Origin of the sequence: Nonomuraea sp. NPDC049655 (genome assembly GCF_044465465.1) — a bacterium.
Classification (GTDB): Bacteria; Actinomycetota; Actinomycetes; order Streptosporangiales; family Streptosporangiaceae; genus Nonomuraea.
The window spans coordinates 173,787-196,521 of record NZ_JBITLS010000008.1; the positions used below are offsets into that span (position 1 = coordinate 173,787).

Sequence of the window (22,735 nt, forward strand, 5' to 3'; positions counted from 1 at the left end):
CGATCGCCATGGGCCACCGTAGAGAGGGAGGACAAATTTCCACATTTTCCCTAGGGGGACACCGTGAACATGGTCGCGACCACCACCAGGCCAGGGCTCGACGTTCTGGTGTCCGGCATCTCCGAGATCGTGGCCAGGAAGCTCGGCGCCCGCGAGACCGCCTTCGCCGTCGCCGACCTGCTGCGCGACCGGCTGCCCGGCATGGACATCCTCACGCCCGAGGAGCGCCTCGGCACGCCCGACCGCTATTCCTCCCACCTGCTGCACGCCCAGGACGAGTTCTCGATCGTGGCCGTCGTGTGGCGTCCCGGCCAGTACACGGTCATCCACGACCACGTGTCGTGGTGCACGTTCGGCATCCTCAGCGGCATCGAGCACGAGACGCTCTACCGCGACATGGGCGACCACCTGCTGGAGATCGGACGCGCCGACAACCGGCCGGGCGAGGTCAGCGGCTTCGCCCCGCCCGGCGACATCCACATGGTGCTCAACACCAGCGACGAGGTCGGGGTGTCGCTGCACGTGTACGGCGCCGACGTCGGCAAGCTGGGCAGCAGCGTGCGCCGCGTCTACGAGCTGCCGGTGCGCTGAGCCCGCCTCACCTGATGCGGCCGTGGAGCAGCTCGACCAGGGTCTGGTGGGTCTGCTCGATCGGCCGCTCGGGGTAGAGGGCGCGGCGTTCGATGGCGACCGTCAGGACCATGCCGAACAGGGCGGTCGCCGCCGTCTCCACGTCGAGGTCGGCGCGGATCTCACCGCCGGCCGCCGCCCTGCGCAGCACGCCCGCGTACACGCCGAGCGCGCTCTCGCGCAGCCGCGCCACCGCCTCCTGCCAGGCGGTGCGCCACATCTCGGCCAGCAACACCCGGGCGAACGGGCCGTGCTCCTCGAAGAAGCGCAGCTGGCCGAGCACGACCGAGTCGAGGGCGGCCACACCGCTCTCGCCGGTGTCGGCGGCGGCCAGCGCGCCCGCCAGCCGCTCGATCGAGTGCTCCAGCAGCGCGGAGAACAGGCCCTCCTTGCTGCCGAAGTTGTAGAACACGGTGCCCTTGGCCACCCCGGCGCGCTCGGCGATCGCGTCGACCGTGGTGGCCGCGTAGCCCTGCTCGGCGATCAGCTCGACCGCCGCCGTGAACACCTTCGCCCGGGTGTCCTGCCTGCTCACAGCGACAGCTCGGGGTGAAGGCGCTTCATGGACCAGACGCGGCCCCGCTCCACCGCGAGGGTGGTCAGCGCGAGCCCGAGCACGAGGAATGCGGACAGCACGCCGCAAGCCTGCCACACCACGGTCAGATCGCCGCCACTGATCAGCCTGCGCAGCGCCGAGACGACCCAGCTCATCGGCAGCCACGGCGAGATCGTCTGGAAGAACCCGGGCGAGGTCTCGATCGGGTACGTCCCCGCCGCCGAGGTGAGCTGGAGCATCAGCAGCGCCAGCCCCACCACCCGGCCGGGCGGCCCGAGCAGCGCGTTGACCGCCTGCACCACCGCCAGGAACGCGGCCGCCGCCAGCAGCAGCAGCCCGATCACCCCGAGCCAGTGGGCCGCCTCCAGGCCGAGCGCGAACCGCAGCACCGCCGCCAGCACGCCGACCTGGGCCGCGCCCAGCGCCACCGCGGGCAGCCAGCCGGCCAGCGCGATGCGCACCGCGCCCTGGGTCCCGGCCAGCCGCCGCTGGTTCAGCGGCTTGAGCACCATGAAGGTGATCATCGCGCCCACCCACAGCGCCAGCGGCAGGAAGAACGGCGCGAAGCCGGTGCCGTAGTTGGGGACCTCGTTGTCGACCGTCTTGGCCAGCCGCACCGGGTCGCTCATCACGTCGGCGCGGGCGGCCCGCTGCCGGGCGTCGTAGTCGGGGATCTTCTCCGCGCCCTCGCCGAGCCCGCCCGCCAGGTCCTTCGAGCCCTTGGCGAGCTGGTCCATGCCCTTGTCCACCTGGCCCGCGCCGTCGTGCAGCCGGCCGACCCCGGTGCGCAGGGTGCTCGCGCCGTCGCTGAGCTTGACCAGGCCGCCGCCGAGCTGCCCGAGGCCGCTGGTGACCTGGGCCGAGCCGTCGTGCAGCTTGGTCGCGCCCTGGTAGAGGGTGCCCGCGCCGGTGCCGGCCTTGGCCAGGCTCGCGTCCACGGTCGCCGCGCCCGCGGCCAGCTTGGCCAGGCCGTCGTCCAGGGCGTTCACCTGGGTCCTGACCTGGTCGACCTTGGGGCCGATCTGCGGGGCCACGGCCGCGATCTTCCTGGCGTTCCTGGCCAGCTCGCGGGCCTGGGCGGACAGGGCGGAGGCGCCGCCCGTGCCGCCGGTGCCCGCAGAGCCGGCCTGCTCGGCGGCGCGTTCGGCGGCGTTCGCCGCGCTGCGCAGCAAGGAGCGCACCTCGGGGTCGGCGTCCGCGCCGAGGCGGTCGAGCGCGGCCTGGGCCTGGGAGGCGGCCTCGCGGGCGCTGCCCGCCGCGCGGGTCGCGCCGGCGCCCGTGCCGGAGCCGTCCGCCAGCCGGTCGGCGGCGTCGGCCACCTGCTCGGCGGCGTCGGCGACCTTCGGGCCCCACTCGTTCAGCACCGGCACGTACTTGTCGGCGAGCTGGTTGACCGCGCGCGTCTGGGTGTGGACCTGGTCGGCCGCCTTCCGGGTGCCCTTCCGCAGCTCGGAGGTGCCCTCGCTGCGGAGCTTGCGCAGGCCGTCGCGCAGCTCGCCGATGGCCTGCTGCGCCTTGCCGATGCCGCCGGTGACCTGGGCCGAGCCGTTCCGCAGCTTGCCGGTGGCGGTGTTGGCGCTGTTCAGGCCGACGGAGAGCTGCTGGGCGCCGTTCTCGGCGGTGCCGAGGCCGGAGTTGAGCCGGGAGACGCCGTCGCCGGCCTTGACCGCGCCGTCGTGCAGCTTGCCGGCGCCGTCGGCGGCCTCGGTGGTGGCGTCGTGGATGTCGCCGATCGAGACGAAGACCTTGTCGAAGTAGTCGTGGATGGCCGTGCGCTCGGCGGCGGCGCGCACCTCGTTGAAGACCGCGTCGGAGATGCTGCCGACGATGTAGCTGCGGCCGGTGTCCACGCGCAGCCCGAGCTGGGCGGGGGTGGGGGTCGCCGTGTCGTCGGACGGCGAGGCCAGGCGGGCGCTGAAGTCGGCGGGCACGGTGAGCGACAGGTAGTAGCTGCCGTCGGCGACCCCGTCGGCAGCCTGCCGGGGCGTGGCCTCGTGCCAGGCGAACGTCCGGCGCTCGCGCAGCTCGTCGGCCAGGTCCTGGCCCGCGTGCAGCGTCTTGCCGTCGACCGTGGCCGGGCGGTCCTCCATGACCAGCGCGACGGGGACCCGGTCGAGGTTGCCCTGGGGGTCCCAGAACGACCACAGGTACAGTCCGGCGTACAGCAGCGGCAGCACGATCACCGCCGCCAGCGCAGCCCGGGTCAACCGGGACCGCAGCATGCCCTTCATCACAGCTCCACGAGGTGGTCGTAGCGGGCGGGCGGGCGCACGCAGCTGGCGACCACGGCCGTGCCGAGGCCGGCGCCGAGGTCGCGCAGGAGGTCCCAGAGCTCCCGTACGCGGTCGTCGGGCAGGCCCGCGTCCACGTTGTCGGCGAGGATCACCGCGGGCTCGTCCAGCAGGGCGAGGGCGACGCCGAGGCGCACCTGCTGCTCGCGGTCCAGTTCGCTCACCGGCGTCGTGTCCGGCGCCGCGAGCCCCGCCCGCTTCAGGACTTCCTGGTACGGCTTGCGCCTGCGCTCGCGCAGGTGCTCCTTGACCGTCAGCGCTCTGTCGAGATCCGTCACGCCGTCGACCAGCGCGAGCGCCGCCGCCTTCCGGATGGCCCGCGGCCTGGTGTGCCCGGCGACGGAGAGCGTGCCCGTGGTCGGCTTCATCCGCCCGGCCAGCGTGAGCAGCAGGCTCGTCCGCCCGCTGCCCGCCGGTCCGGCGACCGCCGTGAGCGTCCCGGGGCCCGCCTTCAGCGAGACCGCCGGGTACACCCCCTCGATCGACAAGCCCTCCGCGACGATCACCACAACCCCATCTCTTGAACTGACTGGTCAGTACAAAAGATTACCTTGTGATGCGGTGCGTCACACTGTGAGATACGCCTCGAACCGCTCGGCCAGCTCCTTCGGCCGCGACAGCATGACCATGTGACTGCCCCCGATCTCGTCGGGCATGACACCGAGCCGTTCCCGGACCACCCGCCGCATGAACTCGGGCGGGAAGAACCGGTCGTCCCGGCAGAGCAGGAACCGCGTCGGCACGTCGGGCCACGCCGCGCCCGGCCACGGCTCGACGGACGACTTCTCCGCCTGCGGACGCCCCCGAGACAACTCCTCCTGCGCCAGCTCCTCCGGGACGTCGTGCATGTACTCGGCGATCGTGTCCAGGCCCTCGGCGCCTCGGTAGCCGGTGTTGGCCCACCACTCGCCCGGCGGCTCGCCCGGGACCGGGATCATGGCCGTGACCAGCACGAGCAGCTTGACGGGCAGGCGGTCGCAGACCAGCGGGGCGACGAAGCCGCCCCACGAGTGGGCCACCACGACCAGCTCGTCCGCCTCGCCGACGGCCCGCGCCACCGTGTCGGCGTAGTCGGCCAGCCCGGCCGACTCGTCCTCGATCGGCAGGTCGACGGCCACCGTGCGGTGGCCCCGGGCGCGCAGCTCGGCCTCGACCAGGTGCCAGTCCCAGGCGGAGCTGCCGCCGCCGTGGATCAGCGCGAACGTCGCCATCCGCCTCACCTCCGCGCCGTCGTGCCGGAAACGCCCCGCGATGCCTCGCTCATGGCTGCTGCTCCCCTCGTCGGGTCCCTGTTCCCGACGCAGTATGGCGAACGGCTGCGACAGAAAATGTCTCGCAACCTCTATTTCGCACGGCCTCATCGAGGAGACGCAGGGCGGCCGGGGCGACGCCCGGGAGCGCTGGTGGCGGACGTCGGCGGAGAGCTTCTCCACCCGCAACTCCGACTTCCGCGACAGCCCCGAGGGCGTCGTGGTCCACCAGACCCTGTCCCGCCTGCACGCCCGTCAGCTCGCCGAGATGTACGACGGCTACCTCGACGCGCAGTGGGCCTGGAGCGAGGCCTGGCAGGACTCGTCTTTCGGGTCGGAGTTCCTGCTGTCGCTGACCGCGGAGGAGTTGCGCGACCTCAGGCAGGAGATCGACGACGTGGTCGTGAAGTGGACGGCCCGCGGCAGGGCGGCCGGCGAGGCGGGGGACACCGAGGGCCGCGAGAACGTGGCCGTGCACCTGTACGGGTTCCCGTTCACGACGTGAGGAGAGAGCAGGATGAATCCCGACTTATACCTACTTGTCGAGCGAGTGCGCGGGCAAGAACTGCGCGCCGCCGCCCGGACCCCCCGTCGGACAGCCCGGACGCACCCGGGGACGGTCGCCCGCGCCTGGGAACGACGGCTGGGCTGGGCCCTGGTGGAAACCGGCCTCCGCCTGGTCAGCCGCGGCACGACCAACCAGACACCACGCCTGGCGGACCACCACGCCTGAGACGCCCGGACCGCTCGGCGTTCTAAGCCGGAGCGGTCCCGTTCAACCCCTTCAGGACCGCGCGCTCGACCGGCGTCGGCGCGGTGCCGGTGGGGTCGAGCAGGCCGGTCGGCATCAGCGGCGGCTGGGCCATGAACCGCGGCACGCTGCCGCGATGCGGCTGGGCCGCGTGGATCAGGAACGGGTGGCACAGGAAGACGTCGCCGGGGGAGCCGGTGACGGTGACCTCCCGGCGCCCCTCGCTGAGCGGCACGGCCTCCCCGCACAGCGGGAGCCATTCACGCCCTTCGTCCCCGGAATCGGCGAGCAGGGCGGGCACGTCCAGATGTGAGCCGACGCGTACCCGGGTGGGGGCGTCGTCGGGACCGACCTCGGAGAACAGGAACAGCATGAGGAGGGCCCGGCCGCGCGAGCGCAGGTTCACCCGGTACTCGCCGGCGTCACCGGCGAAGCTCGCCTCCAGGTGCCAGCCGTCGTCGCCGGGCTCCTCGTCGCTGGGGAAACGCAGCGGGAAGGTGCCGAGGCCCATGGGCGCGGTCCACCGCCCAGAGCCCACGAGCTGGTCGTAAGCCTCGTGCAGCGCCTGCGTGTTGGCCGCCGCGCGGAACGGCGGGGTCGCGATCCAGCCCAGCCGCACGACCGGCTGGGTCCAGCTCGACGGGTCGTCGGGGTCGCAGCCGCTGGCCGCCCACAGCTCGGCCCGGCACTGTTCGGCGGTCTCCCGGGGAACCGCGCCGGGAAGCCGGACGAACCCGTCCTCGACGAACGACTCGATCTGCTCGTCGGTCAACATACGCAGCCCCTCCCGGCAGTTTCCGCGGAACGTCGTGCAGTCTGACGAACGCCGGCCAGGAAGGGCAACGCAATTTCCGCCCGGGGGCGAGAGGCGCGGCTCAGACGCCGAGCGCCGACGGCAGGCTCAGCTCCTGCAGGAACAGCGCCTCGGCGGTGGCCACCCGGCGCAGCTCCTCAAGGTCGACCCGCTCGTTGGGGGCGTGGATGGCGGCGTCCTCGTCCTCGGCGCCGAACAGCAGGATCTCGGCCGCCGGGTACTGCTTGAGCAGCGTGTTCACCAGCGGGATCGACCCGCCCGCGCCCACGTCGCGCGGCGGGCGGCCGAACGCGCGCTCCATCGCCCGGTTGAGCGCCGCCCGCGCCTTGCCGCCGGAGTCGGCCTGGAAGCCGGACCCGACGGTGAAGTCGTCGAAGGACACCTGCACGCCCCACGGCGCCACCTGGCGCAGGAACTCCACCACGGCGTTGACCGTGGTCTTCGGGTCGCCGGACGGAGGCACCCGGACGGTCACCCGGGCCCGCGCCGCCGGCTGGACCGCGTTCACGGCGCCCGACACGGTCGGCACGTCGAGGCCCGTGACGGTGATGGCGTACGAGGCCCACAGCCGGTCGGCCAGCGAGCCGGAGCCGACCAGCGAGACGCCGTCCGCCACGCCGGCGGTCTTCCTGAACTCCTCCTCCGAGGGCCCCTGGCCGAGGAAGCTGCCGCGCGGCAGGCCGGGCACCCGGATGTCGCCGTTCTCGTCGTGCAGCGCGGTCAGCATGCGCATCAGGGCGGCCAGCGCGTCGGGGGCGGCGCCGCCGAACGAGCCGCTGTGCACGGCCTCGCGCAGCGTGCGCACCTCGATGGTGAAGGCCGCCATGCCGCGCAGCGACGTCGTGACCGCCGGGTCGCCGACGCGCGGGTTGCCGGTGTCGGCGACCACGATGGCGTCGGCCCGCAGCAGCTCGGGGTTGCGCTCGACGAAGGCCTCCAGGCGCTCGCCCGCGTACTCCTCCTGGCCCTCGATGATGACCTTGATGCCCACCGGGAACCGGCCCTGGAAGGCGCGCAGCGCGGCGATGTGGGAGATGATGCCCGACTTGTCGTCGGCGCAGCCGCGGCCGTACAGCTTGCCGTCGATCAGGGTGGGTTCGAACGGCGGCGTGCGCCAGGCGGCCAGGTCGCCGGCGGGCTGCACGTCGTAGTGCGCGTACAGCAGGACGGTGGGCGCGCCGGGAGGGGCCGGGGCCTCGCCGTAGATCGCGGGGAAGCTGCCTTCGACGGCGACCTGCTGGACGTGCGGCAGGCCCGCCGAGCGCACGAGCTCCTCCGTCGCCGCCGCGGCGGCGTAGACCGGCTCCTCCGGGTGCCCGGGGAAGGCCACGGAGGGAATGGCGGCGAGCCGCTTGAGCTCCTCGATGGCTCGGGGCATCGCGGCGGCGACGGCGCTCTCGATCTGGTCAGGAGTCACGGGACGGTCCCCCGGGGGTCGTTCTCGGCAGTTTGGTCTCATTGGATCACAGAAGGTTCCACAGTATGGAAACGGGCATGACCCGCGCGTTAATCTACCTGCGGATTTCGTTGCCGTTACACAACGGTTCTGCGGATCTCGATTTTCTTGCATAGTGCTGCGACCGATTCGCTTGGCAAACCGCAGGTGAAGATGCACACTGTGGGGAGTTCGACACGAGGGAAGATAACCATGACGCAGCCGGAAAACGACGTCCTGAAGGCCGCGCAGGACAACCTGTGGTTGCACTTCACGAGGCACAGCGCCTACCAGGAGAACGAGATCCCGACCATCGTGCGCGGTGAGGGGTCCTATATCTACGACATCCACGGCAAGCGTTACCTCGACGGCCTGGCCGGGCTGTTCGTCGTCCAGGTCGGGCACGGGCGTGGCGAGCTGGCCGAGGCCGCCGCCAAGCAGGCCCAGGAGCTGGCCTTCTTCCCCTTGTGGTCCTACTCGCACCCCAAGGCGGCCGAGCTGGCCGCCCGCCTGGCCGAGCACGCGCCGGGCGAGCTGAACCGGGTCTTCTTCACCACCGGCGGCGGCGAGGCCGTCGAGACCGCGTGGAAGCTGGCCAAGCAGTACTACAAGCTCGTCGGCAAGCCGCTCAAGCACAAGGTCATCAGCCGCCAGATCGCCTACCACGGCACCCCGCAGGGCGCCCTGTCGATCACCGGCATCCCGGCGTTCAAGCAGATGTTCGAGCCCCTCGTGCCCGGCTCGGTGCGCGTCCCGAACACGAACCACTACCGCGCCGACGAGATCAGTGGCATCCCCGGCATGTCGCCGGAGGAGTACGGCATCTGGGCGGCCGACCGCGTGGCCCGCGCCATCGAGATGGAGGGCCCCGACACGGTGGCCGCCGTCTTCGCCGAGCCCGTCCAGAACGCCGGCGGCTGCTTCCCGCCGCCCCCCGGCTACTTCCAGCGCCTGCGCGAGATCTGCGACGAGTACGACGTGCTGCTCGTCTCCGACGAGGTCATCTGCGCCTTCGGCCGCCTCGGCACCATGTTCGGCGGCCAGAAGTTCGACTACGTGCCCGACATCATCACCTGCGCCAAGGGCCTGACCAGCGGCTACTCGCCCATCGGCGCAATGATCGCGCACGAGCGGCTGTTCGAGCCGTTCAAGCAGGGCGACAACATGTTCGCCCACGGCTACACCTTCGGCGGCCACCCCGTGTCGGCCGCCGTGGCCCTCGCCAACCTCGACATCTTCGAGCGCGAGGACCTGCTCGGCCACGTCACCAAGAACGAGCCCCTCTTCCAGGCCACCCTCGACGACCTGCGCGACCTGCCGATCGTCGGCGACGTGCGGGGCTCGGGCTACTTCTGGGGCATCGAGCTGGTCAAGGACAAGGCCACCAAGGAGACGTTCAACGCCGAGGAGTCCGAGCGGTTGCTGCGCGGATTCCTGTCCAAGGCGCTGTTCGACGCCGGACTCTACTGCCGGGCGGACGACCGCGGCGACCCCGTGATCCAGCTCGCGCCCCCGCTGATCGCGGGGCAGAGGGAGTTCGACGAGATCGGATCCATCCTGCGGGGTGTGCTCTCGGAAGCGTGGGCGCGCCTCTAACACCCTCCCCACCCGGTACGACGAAGTGCCGGTCTCCGAAAGGATCCCTACGATGAAGATCGGCGTCCCTGCCGAGGTCAAGAACCACGAATACCGTGTGGCGGTCACCCCCGCCGGTGTTCACGAGCTGGTGCGGAACGGTCACGACGTCACCGTCCAGCGGGGTGCCGGCCTCGGCTCACACATCACCGACGAGGAGTACCTCGCCGCGGGCGCGAAGATCCTCGACAACGCCGACGCCGTTTGGGCCGGGGCGGACATGGTCCTGAAGGTCAAGGAGCCCATCGCCGAGGAGTACCACCGCCTGCGCGAGGGCCTGGTCCTGTTCACCTATCTGCACCTGGCCGCCTCCCGCCCGTGCACCGACGCCCTGCTCGCCGCCAGGACGACCGGCATCGCGTACGAGACCGTGCAGGTGGGCCACACGCTGCCGCTGCTCGCCCCGATGTCGGAGGTCGCGGGCCGGCTCGCGCCGCAGGTGGGCGCCTACAACCTCATGCGCTTCAACGGCGGCCGCGGCGTGCTGCCCGGCGGGGTGCCCGGCGTGGCCCCGGCCAAGGTCGTCGTCATCGGCGGCGGCGTCTCGGGCCTCAACGCGGCGCAGATCGCCGTGGGCATGGGCGCGGACGTGACCGTGCTCGACACCAACATCGACCGGCTCCGCCAGATCGACGCCATCTACCAGGGCCGGCTCAAGACCCTCGTGTCCACCTCGTACGCGATCGAGCGCGAGGTCCTGCAGGCCGACCTGGTCATCGGCGCGGTGCTGATCCCCGGCGCCAAGGCTCCGACGCTGGTCTCCAACGACCTGGTCGCGCGGATGAAGCCGGGCTCGGTGCTCGTGGACATCGCCATCGACCAGGGCGGCTGCTTCGAGGACTCGCGGCCGACCACGCACGCCGAGCCGACGTACACGGTGCACGGCTCGATCTTCTACTGCGTGGCCAACATGCCGGGCTCGGTGGCCAACACCTCCACCTACGCCCTGACCAACGCGACGCTCCCGTACGCGGTCAAGCTGGCCAACCTGGGCTGGCGCGACGCGCTGAAGGCCGACCAGGGCCTCGCGGGCGGTCTGAACACCCATGACGGCCTGCTCACCAACGAGCCGGTCGCCCAGGCGCTGGGGCTGCCGTACACGCCGGTCGCCGACGTTCTCTGATCCTCTTCCGGGGGCGCGGCCGGCGGTCGCGCCCCTAACGCACTCCCAGGCGGCGCCGCAGGTCACGGGCGGTGGCGAGGACGTGCTGGATCTCGCCCGTGCCCGGCCACGGCGCGCTGCCGGGGCGCAGCAGCGTGCCGCGCACCGACGCCAGGTGCTCGACCGCGCTGCGGTGCACCCCGCTCCGCTCCACCAGCCAGCCGATCACGTCGGAGTGGTCGTGCAGCGGCCTGGTCACCAGGTCCCAGGTGCCCAGCACCTCCGTCAGCTCGGGCACCGACAGCGGCACGCCGCCCCTGCGGCCGGTGGCCGCGGACGCCAGCTCGGCGCGGGCGGCCAGCTCGGGCTCGGCGGTGCGCGCCCACGCCTGCGGCGGCGGATCGGCCAGCCACTCCTCGGCCTCGCCCAGCTCGCCGGCGACCGTCAGCAGCCCGCCCAGCTCGACCGCCGCGCCGTGGTGGCCCGCCTGTGCCGCCTGGCGGAACCAGTGGCGGCCGCCGGCCAGGTCGCCGAACTCGGCGATCAGCAGCAGGCCGTAGTTGAAGGCGGACTCGGCGTCGCCGCCCGCCGCCGCCCTGCCGAACCAGTGGCTGGCCGCCGGGGTGTCGCCGAGCTCAACGCAGACGAACCCGGCCATGCGCTGGTCCTCCAGCCGCCCGGCGGCGGCCGCCCGCTCGTACCAGGCGCGGGCCGTACGCAGGTCGCCGCGGGACAGGGCGATGGCGCCGAGCCGGGAGGCGGCGCCCGGATGCTCGTTCTTGGCGGCCAGCCGGTAGTAGGCCTCGGCGCCCTCGGGGTCGCGGCTGGCGTGCAGGTAGAGGCCCATGCAGTGGGCGGAGTCGGCGTGGCCGCCCCTGGCGGCGTACTCCCACCAGCGCACGGTCTCCTCGTCCTCGCCGGCGGAGTAGGCCAGGAAGCCGAGGTCGTGGGCCGAGGCCATGTCGCCGTCGTCGGCCGCCCTGCGGTGCCACTCGCGGGCCACGCCGGTCTCGCCGGTGTCCTCGCACAGCAGCGCCAGCCGGCGGGCCGCGGCGCGCGACCCGGCCAGGGCCGAGCGTTCGAACCAGGCCCGCGCGGCGCCGGCGTCGCCGCGCTGTTCGAGCAGGAGCGTGGCCAGGTTGGCGGCGGCCTCCGCGTCGCCGGTGGCCGCGGCGGTCTCGTACCAGATGACCGCCTCCTCCAGGCTGCCGTGCTTCTCGTGCCAGACGCCCAGGTTGTACGCGCTGTCGACGTTGCCGCCCGCGGCCGCCAGCTCCCACCAGAGCCGGGCCGCCGCGCGGTCGCCGCGCTGGGCGTAGAGCCTGCCGAGCCGGTGGGCCGCCTGCGCGTCGCCCTGCTGCGCGGCCACCAGCAACTCCGGCTCGTCACCCACCCGTGGCGCCGGAACGGCCGGCGTCGCCACCTCTCCCTGCCACCAGGCCATGGCGACAGAGTGGCACGTGATCATACGATCGCGAACCGTAATCGCCGACAACGGCCCTAGGAGAACCTGATGAACCCGGAATACATCCCCATCCCGCACACGTAACGCAGCGAGCCGGGGCGGTGGGGCGGCAGCCGTACGGTGGCGGGCAGGGCCACATCGCGCCCGTCGATGGTGACGGTGCCCGTGCAGCCCTGATCGACCAGTTTGAAGATGACCTCGACCGGCACGTTCGCCGGGACGGACACGGCGGCGGGCCGGTAGCCCTCGCGGGTGGCGTAGACCGTGACGGTCCGGGCGGTGGGCCCGGCGGCGGCCGGTGCGGCCTCACCCGTCCAGCCGCCCAGGTTGAGCCCGGCCACGACGGTCCAGAGCCCGGCGGCGACGGCGACGACCCCGGCGAACCTGGCCAGCCGGGTGCGGGAGATCCGCCGCAGCACGTAGCCGAGCAGCGCGAACGCCGGCGCCGTGCCGACCACGAACCCCGCCATGGCCGCCGCGCCCGACAGCGGCGAGCCGCTGGAGACGGCGAGCATCTCCATGCCGATCGTCACCCCGCAGGGCACCAGGACGGTGGCCGCCCCCAGCAGCGGCGCCTGGTACCCGGACGGCCGGACGGGCTCGGCGCACGCGTGCCGCCCGCCGCGCATGAGCCGGATCGCGAACACGATCACGGCGCAGCCGGCCGCGACCAGGAGCACGGCCCGCGCCCGGGGCGGCAGGCCGACCGCCGAGCCGAGCAGCCCGAGCAGCGCCCCCACCAGCGTGTACGCGGCCAGCCGGCCGGCCAGGAACCAGGCCACCAGCGCCGGGTCGCGGCCGGGGCGGTGGCCGACCAGGCCCACGAGCAGCCCGCCCTGGGCGGCCGTGCACGAGGCGGTGCCCGCCACCAGCCCGGCTGCCACGCCCCCGGCGAACAGGGTGACCGCCTCCACGCTCAGCCCTCCCCGGTCGCGCGCGATGCTTTCGGGGGAAACGTAACGCGGCAGGCCGGATGCGGCCAGTGACAGTTCTTGTACCCTAAGTGATGTTTAGGTGGTTGCGCCCTTGAGCACGGACATCTTCTCGAAGAACTCGTCGTCGCCCATCTCGCCGCGGGCGTACCGTTCGGCCAGGATCTGCTCGGCCGACGCGGTGGGCCGGTCGGTGACGGCCGCCGGGCGGCGCCCCCACCAGCCCTTGCGGCGGGCGGTGACGGCGAACGCGATGAGCGCGACCCAGAACAGGCCCCAGAAGACCGGGAAGACCGGCCAGAGATGCGGATGCATGACTTCCTCCTTCGTCCTGCCTCCAGGGTCCGCCTTCGCGCGGCGCGGCGAATCGCCCCCCGGGAGCCGCCGCCGCTGCGCCCCGGGGAGTGCTCAGGCGGGCCCGGCGTACGCCTGAGGCGGTAGCGCGCCGGCGCGTTTCATCGTCCGAAGGACGGGTGCGCCCAGGGCCGCCGGGCCTCGATGAGGAATCTGGACGAATGGGCGACGAACGGGCCCTCGGCCTCGATGAGCTCGTGCAGCTCGCGCAGCCTGTCGCCGTAGCGGGCGACCGAGAAGCCGGGCACGATCCAGATCACCTTGCGCAGGAAGTAGATCACCGCGCCGATGTCGCGGAACTCCATGCGCAGCCGTTCGGCCCGCAGGTCTACCACCTCCAGCCCGGCCGCCTCCGCCTCCGCCACGGCCTGGCGCGGGTCGCGGGCCGAGCCGTCCTGCGGGCCCATGAAGAACTCGGTCAGCTCGAACACACTGCGCGGGCCGACCTGCTGCGAGAAGTACGCGCCTCCGGGACGCAGCACCCGGGCGATCTCCGCCCACCAGGTGGCCACCGGATGGCGGCTGACCACGAGGTCGAAGACGCCGTCGCGGAACGGCAGGCGCGGCTCGTCGTCGTCGGCCACCACGTACGCGCCGCGTGGACGCAGCCGGGCGGCGGCCAGCGCCAGGTTGGGCGGCCACGACTCGGTCGCCACCGTCACCTTCGGCAGAGTGGGCAGCCCGGCCAGGATCTCGCCCCCGCCGGTCTGGACGTCGAGCGCCGCCCGCGCCTGCGCCATCCGCCCGGCCAGCAGGCGGGAGTAGCCCCACGAGGGCCGCTCCTCGGTGGCCCGGCCCTCCAGCCAGGAGAAGTCCCAGCCGGCCACGGACACCGTGTCGGCCTCCTCGACCAGGTCATCGTATGTACGCCGCATCCTTCGACCATGTCAGCGCCCCGGCCGCGGCTTCAACCGGATTTCTCCCGTGTCGCCGATCAGGCGACCCGGGCGCGGACGGCCGCGCGGTCGATCCCGAGCTGGTCGATCAGCCGGGCCACCGGGTCGTGGCGGTCGCGCTCCAGGAGGGCGAGCAGGAGGTGGCGGGGCGCCTGCGGCCTGGTCTTCCGCCGGGTGGCCCCGATGGCGGCGTTGATCACCGCGCGGGCGCTCGACGTGAGCGCGGTGCCGGGGACCGGCGGATGCCTGCGGGGCGTCGCGCGCGGGGCCTGGCCGAGGTCGAGGCCGATCGAGCGCAGCGCCTCGCGGTCGAGCTCGTCGAGCGCGGCGCGCGCCCCGGCCAGGTCGACGCCGAGCGCCCGCGCCGGCTCGGCGGCGGGATCGTGCAGCAGGCCGAGCAGCAGGTGCTCGGTGCCGAGCCGCCGGTCGCCGCGCTGCCTGGCCTCGTCGAGCGCCGCGCTGACGACGGCCGCGAAGGGGCTCTTCTCCTTGCCGAACATGGCGATCCTCACTTTCCGTATCTGGCGTGCACGGACTGCCGCGACATGCCGAGCGCGTCGCCGATCTGTTCCCAGGTCCAGCCCTGCTCCCTGGCCGCCGCCACCGACGCCGCCTCGACCTGCTCGGCCAGCCGGTGCAGCGCGCCCACCGCCCGCAGGCCGAGGGCGGGGTCGTTCGACCTGATGCGTTGAGACAGCTCTTCCATGTCCACGTTGTCAGGCTAGATTGACAGGCGAGATTTTGTCAATCTAGCCTGACAGGCATGGACGACGTGATGATCGTGGGAGCGGGCCCGGTCGGGCTCATGCTCGCGGGCGAGCTGGCGCTGGCCGGCTTACGCCCGATCGTGCTGGACAAACGCCCGGAACCCAGCGAGCTGCCCAAGGCCAACGGGCTCGCCGGGCAGATCGTGGAGCTGCTCGGCCACCGCGGCCTGGTCGGCGTCCTCGCCGAGGGCAGCGGCTTCGCCGGCCCCGCCCCGGGGTTCCCGTTCGGGCAGGTGCCGCTGCGCTTCGCCGGGCACGACGACATGCCGCTGCGGCTGCTGCTGATCCAGCAGCCCCGGCTGGAACGACTGCTGACCGAGCGGGCCGCCCGGCTCGGGGCCGAGATCAGGCGCGGCCACGAGGTCCTCGGGCTGGCGCAGGACGAGGAGGGCGTCACGCTGGAGCTGTCCACCGGCCGGGCCCGCGCCCGGTACGTGGTCGGCTGCGACGGCGGGCACAGCACCGTCCGCGCCCTGGCGGGCATCGGCTTCCCGGGCACCACCGACGACGAGGTGCTGCGGCTCGGCCACTTCGCCCGCGACGAGCAGGGCCCGTTCCAGGCGCCGCGCGTCGAGGGCCTGGAACCCGGCTGGAACCGCACCCCGGCCGGCCGGCTGCTGCTCACCTCGCTGCGGCCCGGCGTGCTCATCGCGGGCGTGCGCGAGCGCGGCACGCTGCCCGGCGGCCCGGTGACCCCGGACGACTTCCGCGCGGCCGTACGCCGCGTGATCGGGCGGGACCTGCCGCTGGGCGAGCCGATCTGGCTGTCCGGCACGGTCGCCCAGGCCAGGCTCGCCGAGCGTTACCGGGCCGGGCGGGTGTTCCTGGCCGGGGACGCCGCCCACCTGTTCCCGGCGGGCGGGTCGGCGCTCAACGTCGGCCTGACGGAGGCGGCCAACCTGGCCTGGAAGCTGGCCGCCGTGCTGCTCGGACGGGTGCCCGCCGGGCTGCTCGACACCTACGAGGAGGAGCGCCGTCCGGTGGCCGCGCGGGCGCTGGCCCAGACCCGCGCCCAGGCGGCGCTGGAACGGGCCCCCGGCGAGGACGGCGACGCCCTGCGCGCGCTGCTCGCCGAGCTGTTCGCCGACGAGCAGCCGCTGCGCCGGCTCGCCGCGCTCCTGCACGGCTCCGACACCCGCTACCCGCCCGCGCCCGGGCTGGAGCACCCGCATCCGCTCGCCGGCCGGTTCCTCCCCGACCTGCCGCTGAACACGGCGGCGGGGGAGCAGCGGACCGCCGGGCTGCTGCGGGCCGGACGCCCGGTGCTGCTCGACCTCCGCGACGACCCGGCCCCGGTGCTGCCCGAGGGCGGCTGGATCGATGTCGTGCGGGCGCGGTGCGCCGAGCCGCCCGCCGACGTGCTGCTCGTCCGCCCCGACGGGTACGTGGCCTGGGCCGGGACCGGCGGCCTGGCCGAGGCGGCGCGGGCGTGGTTCGGCGCGGGGCCGTCCGCCGTCAGAGCCAGCCCGGCTTGACCAGGCCGGACTCGTAGGCGATGACCACGAGCTGGGCGCGGTCGCGGGCGTGCAGCTTCATCATGGCCCGGCTGACGTGCGTCTTGGCCGTGGCCGGCGACATGAACAGCTTGGCGGCGATCTCGTCGTTGGTCATGCCCGTGCCGACCAGGGAGAGCACCTCGCGCTCGCGTTCGGTGAGCTGGTCGAGGCCCTGGGTGGCGACCGGCTCCTTGGCGCGCGAGGCGTACTCGGCGATCAGCCGCCGGGTCACGCTCGGCGACAGCAGCGCCTCGCCCGCCGCCACCACCCGCACGGCCTGGATGAGCTCGGCCGGCTCGGTGTCCTTGACCAGGAAGCCGGACGCACCGCCGCGCAGCGCCTCGAAGACGTACTCGTCCAGCTCGAAGGTGGTCAGGATGACGATGTGCGGCCCGGGCGGCATCAGGCGGGTGGCGGTCAGGCCGTCGGTGCCGGGCATGCGGATGTCCATCAGCACGACGTCCGGGGCGTGCTCGCCGGCCAGGCGCACCGCCTCCGCGCCGTCGGCCGCCTCGGCCACCACGGTCATGTCGGGCTGGGCGTCCAGCAGGGCCTTGAAGCCCGCCCGGACCAGCGCCTGGTCGTCGGCGAGCAACACCTTGATCACGTTGGGTTCTCCTCGGGTAGGGGCAGACGGGCCTCGACCTGGAAGCCGCCGCCCGACGGGCCGGCGACGAGCGTGCCGCCCAGGGCGGAGGCGCGCTCGCGCATGCCGGGGATGCCGTTGCCGCTGCCTTCCTCCGACAGCACGGCGGGCTTGGTCGCCCCCGTGTCGGCGACCACGATGACCAGCTCCTCGGCGCCGTACTCCAGGCGCACCGACACCCGCGAGCCGGGCGCGTGACGGGCGGCGTTGGTGAGCGACTCCTGCACGATCCGGTACGCGGCCCGCTCGACCTGCGGCGGCAGCGGCCGCGACCCCACCCGCCGGAGCGAGACCTCCATCCCCGAACGCTGGACGAGGTCGTCGAGGCGGTCGAGCCCGGCCGTCGGGGAGCGCGGGGCGCCGTCGCGCAGCACGTTGAGCACCGAGCGCATCTCGCCCAGCACCTCCTTGGACGCCGTCTTGATCGTGGCCAGGGCCGAGCGGGCCTGCTCGGGGTTGGCGTCGATGAGGTGCAGCGCGGTGCTGGCCTGCACGTGGATGAGCGAGATGTTGTGCGCGAGCACGTCGTGCAGCTCCTGGGCCATGGTCAGGCGCTCCTCGCTGGCCTGCCGCCTGGCCTCCTCCTCCGCGACGCGCTCGCGCTCTGCCTGGCGTTCCCTGACGATCCTGACCAGCTCGGCCACGACCATGAACAGCAGTATGAACGCCAGGATCGCCACGCTGTGGAACAGGTCGCGGTTGCCCACCCACCAGGCGTAACTGAGGAGCGAGGCCACCGTCATGGTCGCCATCGTCCAGGCCATCAGCCGTCTGCCGCCCGTGACCAGGAGGAACAGCAGGACGCCCGGGCTGAGGAAGGCGGGGCCGTAGGCGTAGCCGCCGATGAGGAACAGGTCCATCGCGGCGAGCGCGAGGGAGACCGTCAGCAGCGGGAACCGCCTGCGGAAGAGGATGGCCAGCGGCCCGACCAGCAGCAACGCGTACGCGTAGGGGTCGAGCGGCTCCCTCAGGAGGCGCTGCTGGCCCCACGTCGCGCCCTGGGCGATCACCAATTGGGCGACCGCCACGATGAGGGCGAGATACGGGTCGAAACCGGACTTCCAGCGCACGCCTCCACGCTAGGCCACCGGCGGCGCGCGCGACATCATCCCCTTGTCCGAGGGGGCCCTACCACGACGGGCGTAGCTGGGTCATCGTGGACACCATGCGCCGTGTGATCTTCTCCGCAGCAGCAGTCCTCATCTCACTCCTGCCCGCCGCGCCCGCGTCCGCGGGCCCCCAGCAGAAGGCCCCGGTCGCCGAGGGGTACGGAGGCGCCGTCGCCACCGTCGACCTCGACGCCAGCAAGGCCGCGATCTCCGTGCTGAGACGCGGGGGCAACGCCGTCGACGCGGCCGTGGCCGCCGGAGCCGTGCTCGGGGTGACCGAGCCGTACTCGGCCGGCCTGACCGGCGGCGGCTTCATGGTGTTGTACGACGCCAGGCAGCGCAAGGTCGTCACCATCGACGGCCGCGAGACCGCCCCGCGCGCGATGACCGCCACCAGCTTCGAGGGCATCCCGTTCGACGAGGGCGTCACCAGCGGCCTGTCGGCGGGCGTGCCCGGCACGCTGGCGCACTGGGACCTGGCCCTGCGCCGGTTCGGCACCCTCTCGCTCGGCCAGGCGCTCCAGCCCGCCATCGAGGTGGCCTCCCGCGGCTTCGTCGTGGACCAGACGTTCCACGACCAGACCGCCGCGAACGCCGGCCGCTTCAAGGACATCACCTCGACGGCCCGGCTCTACCTGCCGAACGGCGCCCCGCCGCCGGTCGGCTCGGTGTTCAAGAACCCGGAGCTGGCGAACACGTACCGGGAACTGGCCCGGCGCGGCCCCGGCTGGCTGTACGGCGGCCGGCTCGGCGCGGAGATCGTCGCCACCGTGAAGAAGCCGCCGGTCACCCCCGGCAGCACCCGCAACGTCAGGCCCGGCCTGATGGAGCTGTCGGACCTGCGGGACTACCGCGCCCTCCTGCGCGAGCCCACCAAGATCTCCTACAACGGCCTGGACGTCTACGGCATGGCCCCGCCGTCCTCGGGCGGCTCGACCGTCGGCGAGGCGCTCAACATCCTCGAAGCCCTGCCCAAGGTGGGCCTGCACGAGTACCTGGAGGCGTCCAGGCTGGCCTTCGCCGACCGCAACGCCTACGTCGGCGACATCCCCGGCGTGCCGCTGCGCGAGCTGCTGTCCGACGGGTTCGCCAAGGAGCGCGCCTGCCTGATCGGCGACAGGGCCCTGACCAGCCCGGTCGCCCCGGGGAGCCCCGACGGCACGTACGGCGCCTGCGCCACCCCGACCGGCACCGCGACCCCGATCGCGGACGAGGGGCCGGAGACCACGCACCTGGTCGTCGCCGACCGCTGGGGCAACGTGGTCGCCTACAACCTCACCATCGAGTCGACCGGCGGCAACGGCATCGTGGTGCCGGGCCGCGGCGTGCTGCTCAACAACGAGCTGACCGACTTCACCTTCGGCCCCGCCCCCGGCGACCCCAACCTGCCCGGCCCCGGCAAGCGGCCGCGCTCGTCGATGGCGCCCACGCTGGTGTTCGACCACGGCAGGCCGGTGCTGGCCGCGGGCTCGCCGGGCGGCTCGACGATCATCACGACCGTGCTGCAGATCCTGGTCAACCGGTACGAATTCGGCATGAGCCTGCCCGACGCCCTCGCCGCGCCGCGGGCCACGCAGCGCAACACCGCCCAGACGCAGGCCGAGCAGGCGTTCCTCGACAAGTACCGGGCCGAGCTGGAGGCCAAGGGGCACGGCTTCGTGCTGAACCCCGAGATCGGCGCGGCCACGGCGCTGGAACTGCGCGGCCACGGCCTGGTCCAGGCCGTCGCCGAGCCCGTACGGCGGGGCGGCGGCAGCGCGCTGGTCGTCGACCCGCGCTGAGCGCGCACGGCGGCGGCCCCCTCGCGGGCCGCCGCCAGTCGCCGGCTTGACCCCGGCATGAGGGAATGTTTGCCCAGGTCACGGGGTTGTAACGGGCATCGCGACGCGCCATGCCGCCGGGCGGTAACCGCCTGCCGCAGCTCGTCAGCCGCCGTCGCGGCATCCCGACAGACACCCGTGGGCGGCTGCCGCCTGCCCTCAGGAGGAACCCCGTGAAGCCGAACGCCAAGAAGCTGTACGCGAGCGCCCTGCTGGCCGCCACCGCCGCCGTGTCGGGCCTCGGCCTGACGTCCGCCCCCGCCCACGCCGACGGCCTCACCTACGGCCAGGACGTCTCCCACTACCAGCCGGACCACGACTGGGCCGCCAGCGGCGCCGCGTTCGGCATCGTCAAGGCCACCGAGGGCGCCACCCGCGTGGACGCCTCCTTCGCCCGCCACTGGGCTGACCTGGGCGCGAAGGGCAAGGTGCGGGGCGCCTACCACTACGGGCACCCGTCGAACGACCCGATCGCCGAGGCCGACCACTTCCTGTCCGTGGTCGACCGGCAGCCGGCCGCCAAGGGCGACCTGCTCGCGCTCGACCTGGAGACCACCGACGGCCGGTCCGTGACCGAGGTCAACGCCTGGGCCAAGAAGTGGCTGGCGCACGTCCAGGCCAGGACCGGCGTCACGCCGCTGTTCTACAGCGGCTGGAACTTCGCCGACGAGTACGGCCACGGCCTCCAGCGGTACCCGCTGTGGGTGGCCCGCTACGGCAAGGGCCCCGGCCAGGTGACCGCCCCCGCCGACTGGAAGACCTGGACCATCCACCAGTACGCCGACGCGCCGGTGGACCAGAACGTCTCCGCGCTCACCCCCGTCCAGCTCAAGGCGCTGGGCCGCGGGTGACCCGCCGCCCTCAGTAGATGAGCTCGTACGCCTGCGGCCGCACCTTCCGCGTACGGGCCCAGTACTCGAAGGTGAAGCCCGGCCAGATCGTCCGGTTCACTCCGTGCTCGTCCAGATACCAGGAGCGGCAGCCGCCCGCGTTCCACACGAGCGGGTCCAGGCGCGCGTGCAGCCGGCGGTTGAAGGCGTCCTGGGCGTCCTTCCTGACGTCCAGCGCCCTGGCCTGGGTTCTGGAGAGCAGGCGCAGGCACTCGATGACGTAACGGACCTGCGACTCGATCATGAAGACGACCGAGTTGTGCCCGAGGCCGGTGTTCGGGCCGAGCAGGAAGAACAGGTTCGGGAAGCCGGCGGTGGTGATGCCGTGGTAGGTCTCGATGCCGTGCTGCCAGGCGTCCTGGATCTTCAGGCCGTTCCGGCCGGTGATGCGCTGGTCCTGGAGGGCCTCCACGACCTTGAAGCCGGTGCCGTAGACGATCACGTCGGCCGGGTGCTCCGCGCCGGTCGTGGTGACGATCGAGCGGGGCCGGATCTCGGCGATGCCGTCGGTGACCAGGGTGACGTCCGGCCTGGTCAGGGCCGGGTAGTAGTCGCTGGAGACGAGCACGCGCTTGCAGCCGATCGTGTAGCCGGGCGTCAGCCTGCGGCGCAGGCCGGGATCGGGCACCTGCGCCGCCAGGTGTTTGAGCGCCAGCACCTCGTGCGCCTTCATCAGGCGCGGGTGCACCGCGAAGCCGAGCGCCCGGCTCTCCAGCGCCCAGTAGATGGCCCCGCGCAGGGCCCGCGCCATGCCGGGCAGGGCCAGGACGCGCCGGGCGGCGGGGGAGAAGGCGAAGTCGGGCTTGGGATGGATCCATGGCGGCGTGCGCTGGAAGACGGTCAGCTCGCGCACCCGGGGGGCGAGCTGGGGGACGAACTGGACGGCGGACGCGCCGGTGCCGACGACGGCGACGCGCTTGCCGGTCAGGTCGACCGAGTGGTCCCATTCGGCGGAGTGGAAGGAGGGGCCGGCGAAGGATTCCCTCCCCGCAATTTCCGGAAATTTCGGGATGTGGAGGGCGCCGATGCCGGAAACGATCGCGTTCGTCCGGATGGGTGCGCCGTCGTCCGTGGTGACCGTCCAGTCGCGGCGGTCGTCGTCGTACTCCAGGGACGTGACGTGCTTGTCGTAGCGGATGTGGGGGGTCACTCCGTACTTGTCCGCGCACGTGCGCATGTAGTCCTGGATCTCGGCCTGGGGGGCGAACATCCGCGACCAGCCGGGGTTCAGCTCGTACGAGTAGGAGTACATGTGCGACGGCACGTCGCACGCGCACCCGGGGTAGGTGTTGTCCCGCCAGGCGCCACCGAGGTCGGCGGCCTTCTCCAGGATCACGAAGTCGTGGTAGCCGGCTTCCTTGAGCTTGATCGCCATGCCGATCCCGGCGAAGCCGGTGCCGATGATCACCAGTCCTGGCTCAGTCACCGAACCTCCTGAACTCCGCAGCGCGGCGGCGTGCTCTTCCAGGAGAAGCGCACCCGGCGAGGCTTGATGTCCGGTGTATTGGACATATTGTCCAATGTAGTCAGTCATCAGCCGCTGGTCCAGTCCGGACATGGAGCCCGTCACACCGACCGGCCGGTATGCGGGGGGTGTGCGGAGACGACAAAGACCCGCCACGGCGTCGGGGCGGGTGGGGTGTCCGTATGCGGTTGGGTGCTAGCGGAGCAGCAGGAAGGCGGCGACGCCGATGATCACGATGACCACGGCGACCGCGAGGATCGGCAGCAGCGGCGACTTCTTGGGGGCCGCCGCGGCCTCCTGCTCCTGGCGCTGCGCGAAGGCGCGGAACTGCTGGGTGTTGCCCGCGGGATCGATATGCTGGTCAGACATGGCCAGCAGCCTAGCGCGATGACATGGTCCATTTGCACCCCTTTGCCACTACCTATAGGCAT

General features: G+C 72.8%; 23 protein-coding genes. 7 read left to right on the top strand and 16 right to left on the bottom strand.

Features of this window, described 5'->3' with window-relative positions; genetic code table 11:
* Positions 1 to 69 precede the first annotated feature (69 nt).
* Entirely contained in the window at positions 70 to 591 is a 522-nt protein-coding gene (locus tag ACIBQ6_RS26025) for a cysteine dioxygenase family protein (protein WP_358283909.1), read from the top strand.
* A gap of 7 nt (positions 592 to 598) precedes the next feature.
* Here the strand turns inward: ACIBQ6_RS26025 and ACIBQ6_RS26030 are convergent, their stop codons facing one another.
* From ACIBQ6_RS26030 to ACIBQ6_RS26045, 4 genes are read right to left on the bottom strand one after another with little or no spacing between them, the layout of a single operon-like run.
* Entirely contained in the window at positions 599 to 1,165 is a 567-nt protein-coding gene (locus tag ACIBQ6_RS26030) for a TetR/AcrR family transcriptional regulator (protein ID WP_358282922.1), read from the bottom strand.
* Entirely contained in the window at positions 1,162 to 3,417 is a 2,256-nt protein-coding gene (locus tag ACIBQ6_RS26035; RefSeq protein ID WP_397214975.1) for a YhgE/Pip family protein, read from the bottom strand. Before ACIBQ6_RS26035 ends, ACIBQ6_RS26030 begins: the two co-directional genes overlap by 4 nt.
* Positions 3,417 to 3,983 (bottom strand): ATP-binding cassette domain-containing protein, encoded by a 567-nt coding sequence (locus tag ACIBQ6_RS26040; protein WP_397214977.1) that lies wholly within the window; start codon positions 3,981 to 3,983, stop codon positions 3,417 to 3,419. The genes ACIBQ6_RS26035 and ACIBQ6_RS26040 overlap by 1 nt, the downstream gene beginning before the upstream one ends.
* 60 nt (positions 3,984 to 4,043) lie before the next feature.
* Positions 4,044 to 4,688: an alpha/beta fold hydrolase gene (locus ACIBQ6_RS26045; protein WP_397164899.1), complete on the bottom strand. Its 645-nt coding sequence runs from the start codon at positions 4,686 to 4,688 to the stop codon at positions 4,044 to 4,046.
* A gap of 94 nt (positions 4,689 to 4,782) precedes the next feature.
* Between ACIBQ6_RS26045 and ACIBQ6_RS26050 the strand changes: the two genes are divergently transcribed.
* Positions 4,783 to 5,232, top strand: coding sequence for a hypothetical protein (locus ACIBQ6_RS26050; protein ID WP_397214979.1), 450 nt, complete (start codon positions 4,783 to 4,785; stop codon positions 5,230 to 5,232).
* A 250-nt stretch (positions 5,233 to 5,482) separates the two neighbouring features.
* Here the strand turns inward: ACIBQ6_RS26050 and ACIBQ6_RS26055 are convergent, their stop codons facing one another.
* Both ACIBQ6_RS26055 and ACIBQ6_RS26060 read right to left on the bottom strand, forming a co-directional pair.
* Entirely contained in the window at positions 5,483 to 6,253 is a 771-nt protein-coding gene (locus tag ACIBQ6_RS26055; RefSeq protein WP_397214981.1) for a phytanoyl-CoA dioxygenase family protein, read from the bottom strand.
* 100 nt (positions 6,254 to 6,353) lie between these two features.
* Complete coding sequence (locus ACIBQ6_RS26060) at positions 6,354 to 7,709, bottom strand: dipeptidase (protein ID WP_358282938.1); 1,356 nt, start codon at positions 7,707 to 7,709, stop codon at positions 6,354 to 6,356.
* A 231-nt stretch (positions 7,710 to 7,940) separates the two neighbouring features.
* On the opposite strand from ACIBQ6_RS26060, the gene ACIBQ6_RS26065 reads away from it, so the two are divergent.
* Positions 7,941 to 9,323 carry an aspartate aminotransferase family protein gene (locus ACIBQ6_RS26065; RefSeq protein ID WP_358282940.1) on the top strand — a complete coding sequence of 461 codons (1,383 nt, stop codon included), beginning with the start codon at positions 7,941 to 7,943 and terminating at the stop codon, positions 9,321 to 9,323.
* Positions 9,324 to 9,375: 52 nt separating this feature from the next.
* A complete protein-coding gene (ald, locus tag ACIBQ6_RS26070) occupies positions 9,376 to 10,485 on the top strand; it encodes an alanine dehydrogenase (protein WP_358282942.1) in 1,110 nt (369 codons plus the stop codon).
* 34 nt (positions 10,486 to 10,519) lie between these two features.
* Here the strand turns inward: ald and ACIBQ6_RS26075 are convergent, their stop codons facing one another.
* The 6 genes from ACIBQ6_RS26075 to ACIBQ6_RS26100 form a co-directional block, all read right to left on the bottom strand.
* Positions 10,520 to 11,908: a tetratricopeptide repeat protein gene (locus ACIBQ6_RS26075; protein ID WP_397214984.1), complete on the bottom strand. Its 1,389-nt coding sequence runs from the start codon at positions 11,906 to 11,908 to the stop codon at positions 10,520 to 10,522.
* A 56-nt stretch (positions 11,909 to 11,964) separates the two neighbouring features.
* Positions 11,965 to 12,843: a sulfite exporter TauE/SafE family protein gene (locus tag ACIBQ6_RS26080; protein WP_397214986.1), complete on the bottom strand. Its 879-nt coding sequence runs from the start codon at positions 12,841 to 12,843 to the stop codon at positions 11,965 to 11,967.
* A gap of 96 nt (positions 12,844 to 12,939) precedes the next feature.
* Positions 12,940 to 13,176, bottom strand: coding sequence for an SHOCT domain-containing protein (locus tag ACIBQ6_RS26085; RefSeq protein ID WP_397214988.1), 237 nt, complete (start codon positions 13,174 to 13,176; stop codon positions 12,940 to 12,942).
* 140 nt (positions 13,177 to 13,316) lie between these two features.
* The gene (locus tag ACIBQ6_RS26090) at positions 13,317 to 14,090 is read right to left on the bottom strand and encodes a class I SAM-dependent methyltransferase (protein WP_397214990.1); all 774 of its coding nucleotides are present in this window, start codon (positions 14,088 to 14,090) and stop codon (positions 13,317 to 13,319) included.
* A 59-nt stretch (positions 14,091 to 14,149) separates the two neighbouring features.
* Positions 14,150 to 14,623, bottom strand: coding sequence for a Clp protease N-terminal domain-containing protein (locus ACIBQ6_RS26095; protein ID WP_352349439.1), 474 nt, complete (start codon positions 14,621 to 14,623; stop codon positions 14,150 to 14,152).
* Entirely contained in the window at positions 14,620 to 14,817 is a 198-nt protein-coding gene (locus ACIBQ6_RS26100; protein WP_352326953.1) for a helix-turn-helix domain-containing protein, read from the bottom strand. Before ACIBQ6_RS26100 ends, ACIBQ6_RS26095 begins: the two co-directional genes overlap by 4 nt.
* Before the next feature lie 57 nt (positions 14,818 to 14,874).
* Between ACIBQ6_RS26100 and ACIBQ6_RS26105 the strand changes: the two genes are divergently transcribed.
* Entirely contained in the window at positions 14,875 to 16,353 is a 1,479-nt protein-coding gene (locus ACIBQ6_RS26105; protein WP_397214992.1) for an FAD-dependent monooxygenase, read from the top strand.
* Here ACIBQ6_RS26105 and ACIBQ6_RS26110 read toward each other — a convergent pair.
* Both ACIBQ6_RS26110 and ACIBQ6_RS26115 read right to left on the bottom strand, forming a co-directional pair.
* Positions 16,334 to 16,981, bottom strand: coding sequence for a response regulator (locus tag ACIBQ6_RS26110; protein WP_397214994.1), 648 nt, complete (start codon positions 16,979 to 16,981; stop codon positions 16,334 to 16,336). The two genes, ACIBQ6_RS26105 and ACIBQ6_RS26110, sit on opposite strands and share 20 nt — an antisense overlap.
* On the bottom strand, positions 16,978 to 18,090 hold the full coding sequence (locus ACIBQ6_RS26115; protein WP_397214996.1) for a sensor histidine kinase: 1,113 nt from the start codon (positions 18,088 to 18,090) through the stop codon (positions 16,978 to 16,980). The genes ACIBQ6_RS26110 and ACIBQ6_RS26115 overlap by 4 nt, the downstream gene beginning before the upstream one ends.
* A gap of 95 nt (positions 18,091 to 18,185) precedes the next feature.
* Here ACIBQ6_RS26115 and ACIBQ6_RS26120 point away from each other — a divergent pair, with 95 nt between their 5' ends.
* Together ACIBQ6_RS26120 and ACIBQ6_RS26125 are read left to right on the top strand one after the other, a co-directional pair.
* Complete coding sequence (locus tag ACIBQ6_RS26120) at positions 18,186 to 19,910, top strand: gamma-glutamyltransferase family protein (protein WP_397214999.1); 1,725 nt, start codon at positions 18,186 to 18,188, stop codon at positions 19,908 to 19,910.
* Positions 19,911 to 20,122: 212 nt separating this feature from the next.
* Positions 20,123 to 20,800 carry a glycoside hydrolase family 25 protein gene (locus ACIBQ6_RS26125; protein ID WP_397215001.1) on the top strand — a complete coding sequence of 226 codons (678 nt, stop codon included), beginning with the start codon at positions 20,123 to 20,125 and terminating at the stop codon, positions 20,798 to 20,800.
* A 10-nt stretch (positions 20,801 to 20,810) separates the two neighbouring features.
* Here the strand turns inward: ACIBQ6_RS26125 and ACIBQ6_RS26130 are convergent, their stop codons facing one another.
* A complete protein-coding gene (locus ACIBQ6_RS26130; RefSeq protein ID WP_397215003.1) occupies positions 20,811 to 22,265 on the bottom strand; it encodes a flavin-containing monooxygenase in 1,455 nt (484 codons plus the stop codon).
* Between the two features lie 234 nt (positions 22,266 to 22,499).
* Positions 22,500 to 22,673, bottom strand: coding sequence for a hypothetical protein (locus tag ACIBQ6_RS26135; RefSeq protein WP_357990759.1), 174 nt, complete (start codon positions 22,671 to 22,673; stop codon positions 22,500 to 22,502).
* Positions 22,674 to 22,735: the final 62 nt, after the last annotated feature.

Coding starts and splice junctions, on each gene's coding strand:
- ACIBQ6_RS26025 (WP_358283909.1), top strand. CDS start 70: ATGGTCGCGACCACCACCAGGCCAGGGCTCGACGTTCTGGTGTCCGGC.
- ACIBQ6_RS26035 (WP_397214975.1), bottom strand. CDS start 3,417: ATGAAGGGCATGCTGCGGTCCCGGTTGACCCGGGCTGCGCTGGCGGCG.
- ACIBQ6_RS26045 (WP_397164899.1), bottom strand. CDS start 4,688: ATGGCGACGTTCGCGCTGATCCACGGCGGCGGCAGCTCCGCCTGGGAC.
- ACIBQ6_RS26050 (WP_397214979.1), top strand. CDS start 4,783: ATGGCGAACGGCTGCGACAGAAAATGTCTCGCAACCTCTATTTCGCAC.
- ACIBQ6_RS26055 (WP_397214981.1), bottom strand. CDS start 6,253: ATGTTGACCGACGAGCAGATCGAGTCGTTCGTCGAGGACGGGTTCGTC.
- ACIBQ6_RS26065 (WP_358282940.1), top strand. CDS start 7,941: ATGACGCAGCCGGAAAACGACGTCCTGAAGGCCGCGCAGGACAACCTG.
- ald (WP_358282942.1), top strand. CDS start 9,376: ATGAAGATCGGCGTCCCTGCCGAGGTCAAGAACCACGAATACCGTGTG.
- ACIBQ6_RS26075 (WP_397214984.1), bottom strand. CDS start 11,908: ATGGCCTGGTGGCAGGGAGAGGTGGCGACGCCGGCCGTTCCGGCGCCA.
- ACIBQ6_RS26085 (WP_397214988.1), bottom strand. CDS start 13,176: ATGCATCCGCATCTCTGGCCGGTCTTCCCGGTCTTCTGGGGCCTGTTC.
- ACIBQ6_RS26090 (WP_397214990.1), bottom strand. CDS start 14,090: ATGCGGCGTACATACGATGACCTGGTCGAGGAGGCCGACACGGTGTCC.
- ACIBQ6_RS26100 (WP_352326953.1), bottom strand. CDS start 14,817: ATGGAAGAGCTGTCTCAACGCATCAGGTCGAACGACCCCGCCCTCGGC.
- ACIBQ6_RS26105 (WP_397214992.1), top strand. CDS start 14,875: ATGGACGACGTGATGATCGTGGGAGCGGGCCCGGTCGGGCTCATGCTC.
- ACIBQ6_RS26120 (WP_397214999.1), top strand. CDS start 18,186: ATGCGCCGTGTGATCTTCTCCGCAGCAGCAGTCCTCATCTCACTCCTG.
- ACIBQ6_RS26135 (WP_357990759.1), bottom strand. CDS start 22,673: ATGTCTGACCAGCATATCGATCCCGCGGGCAACACCCAGCAGTTCCGC.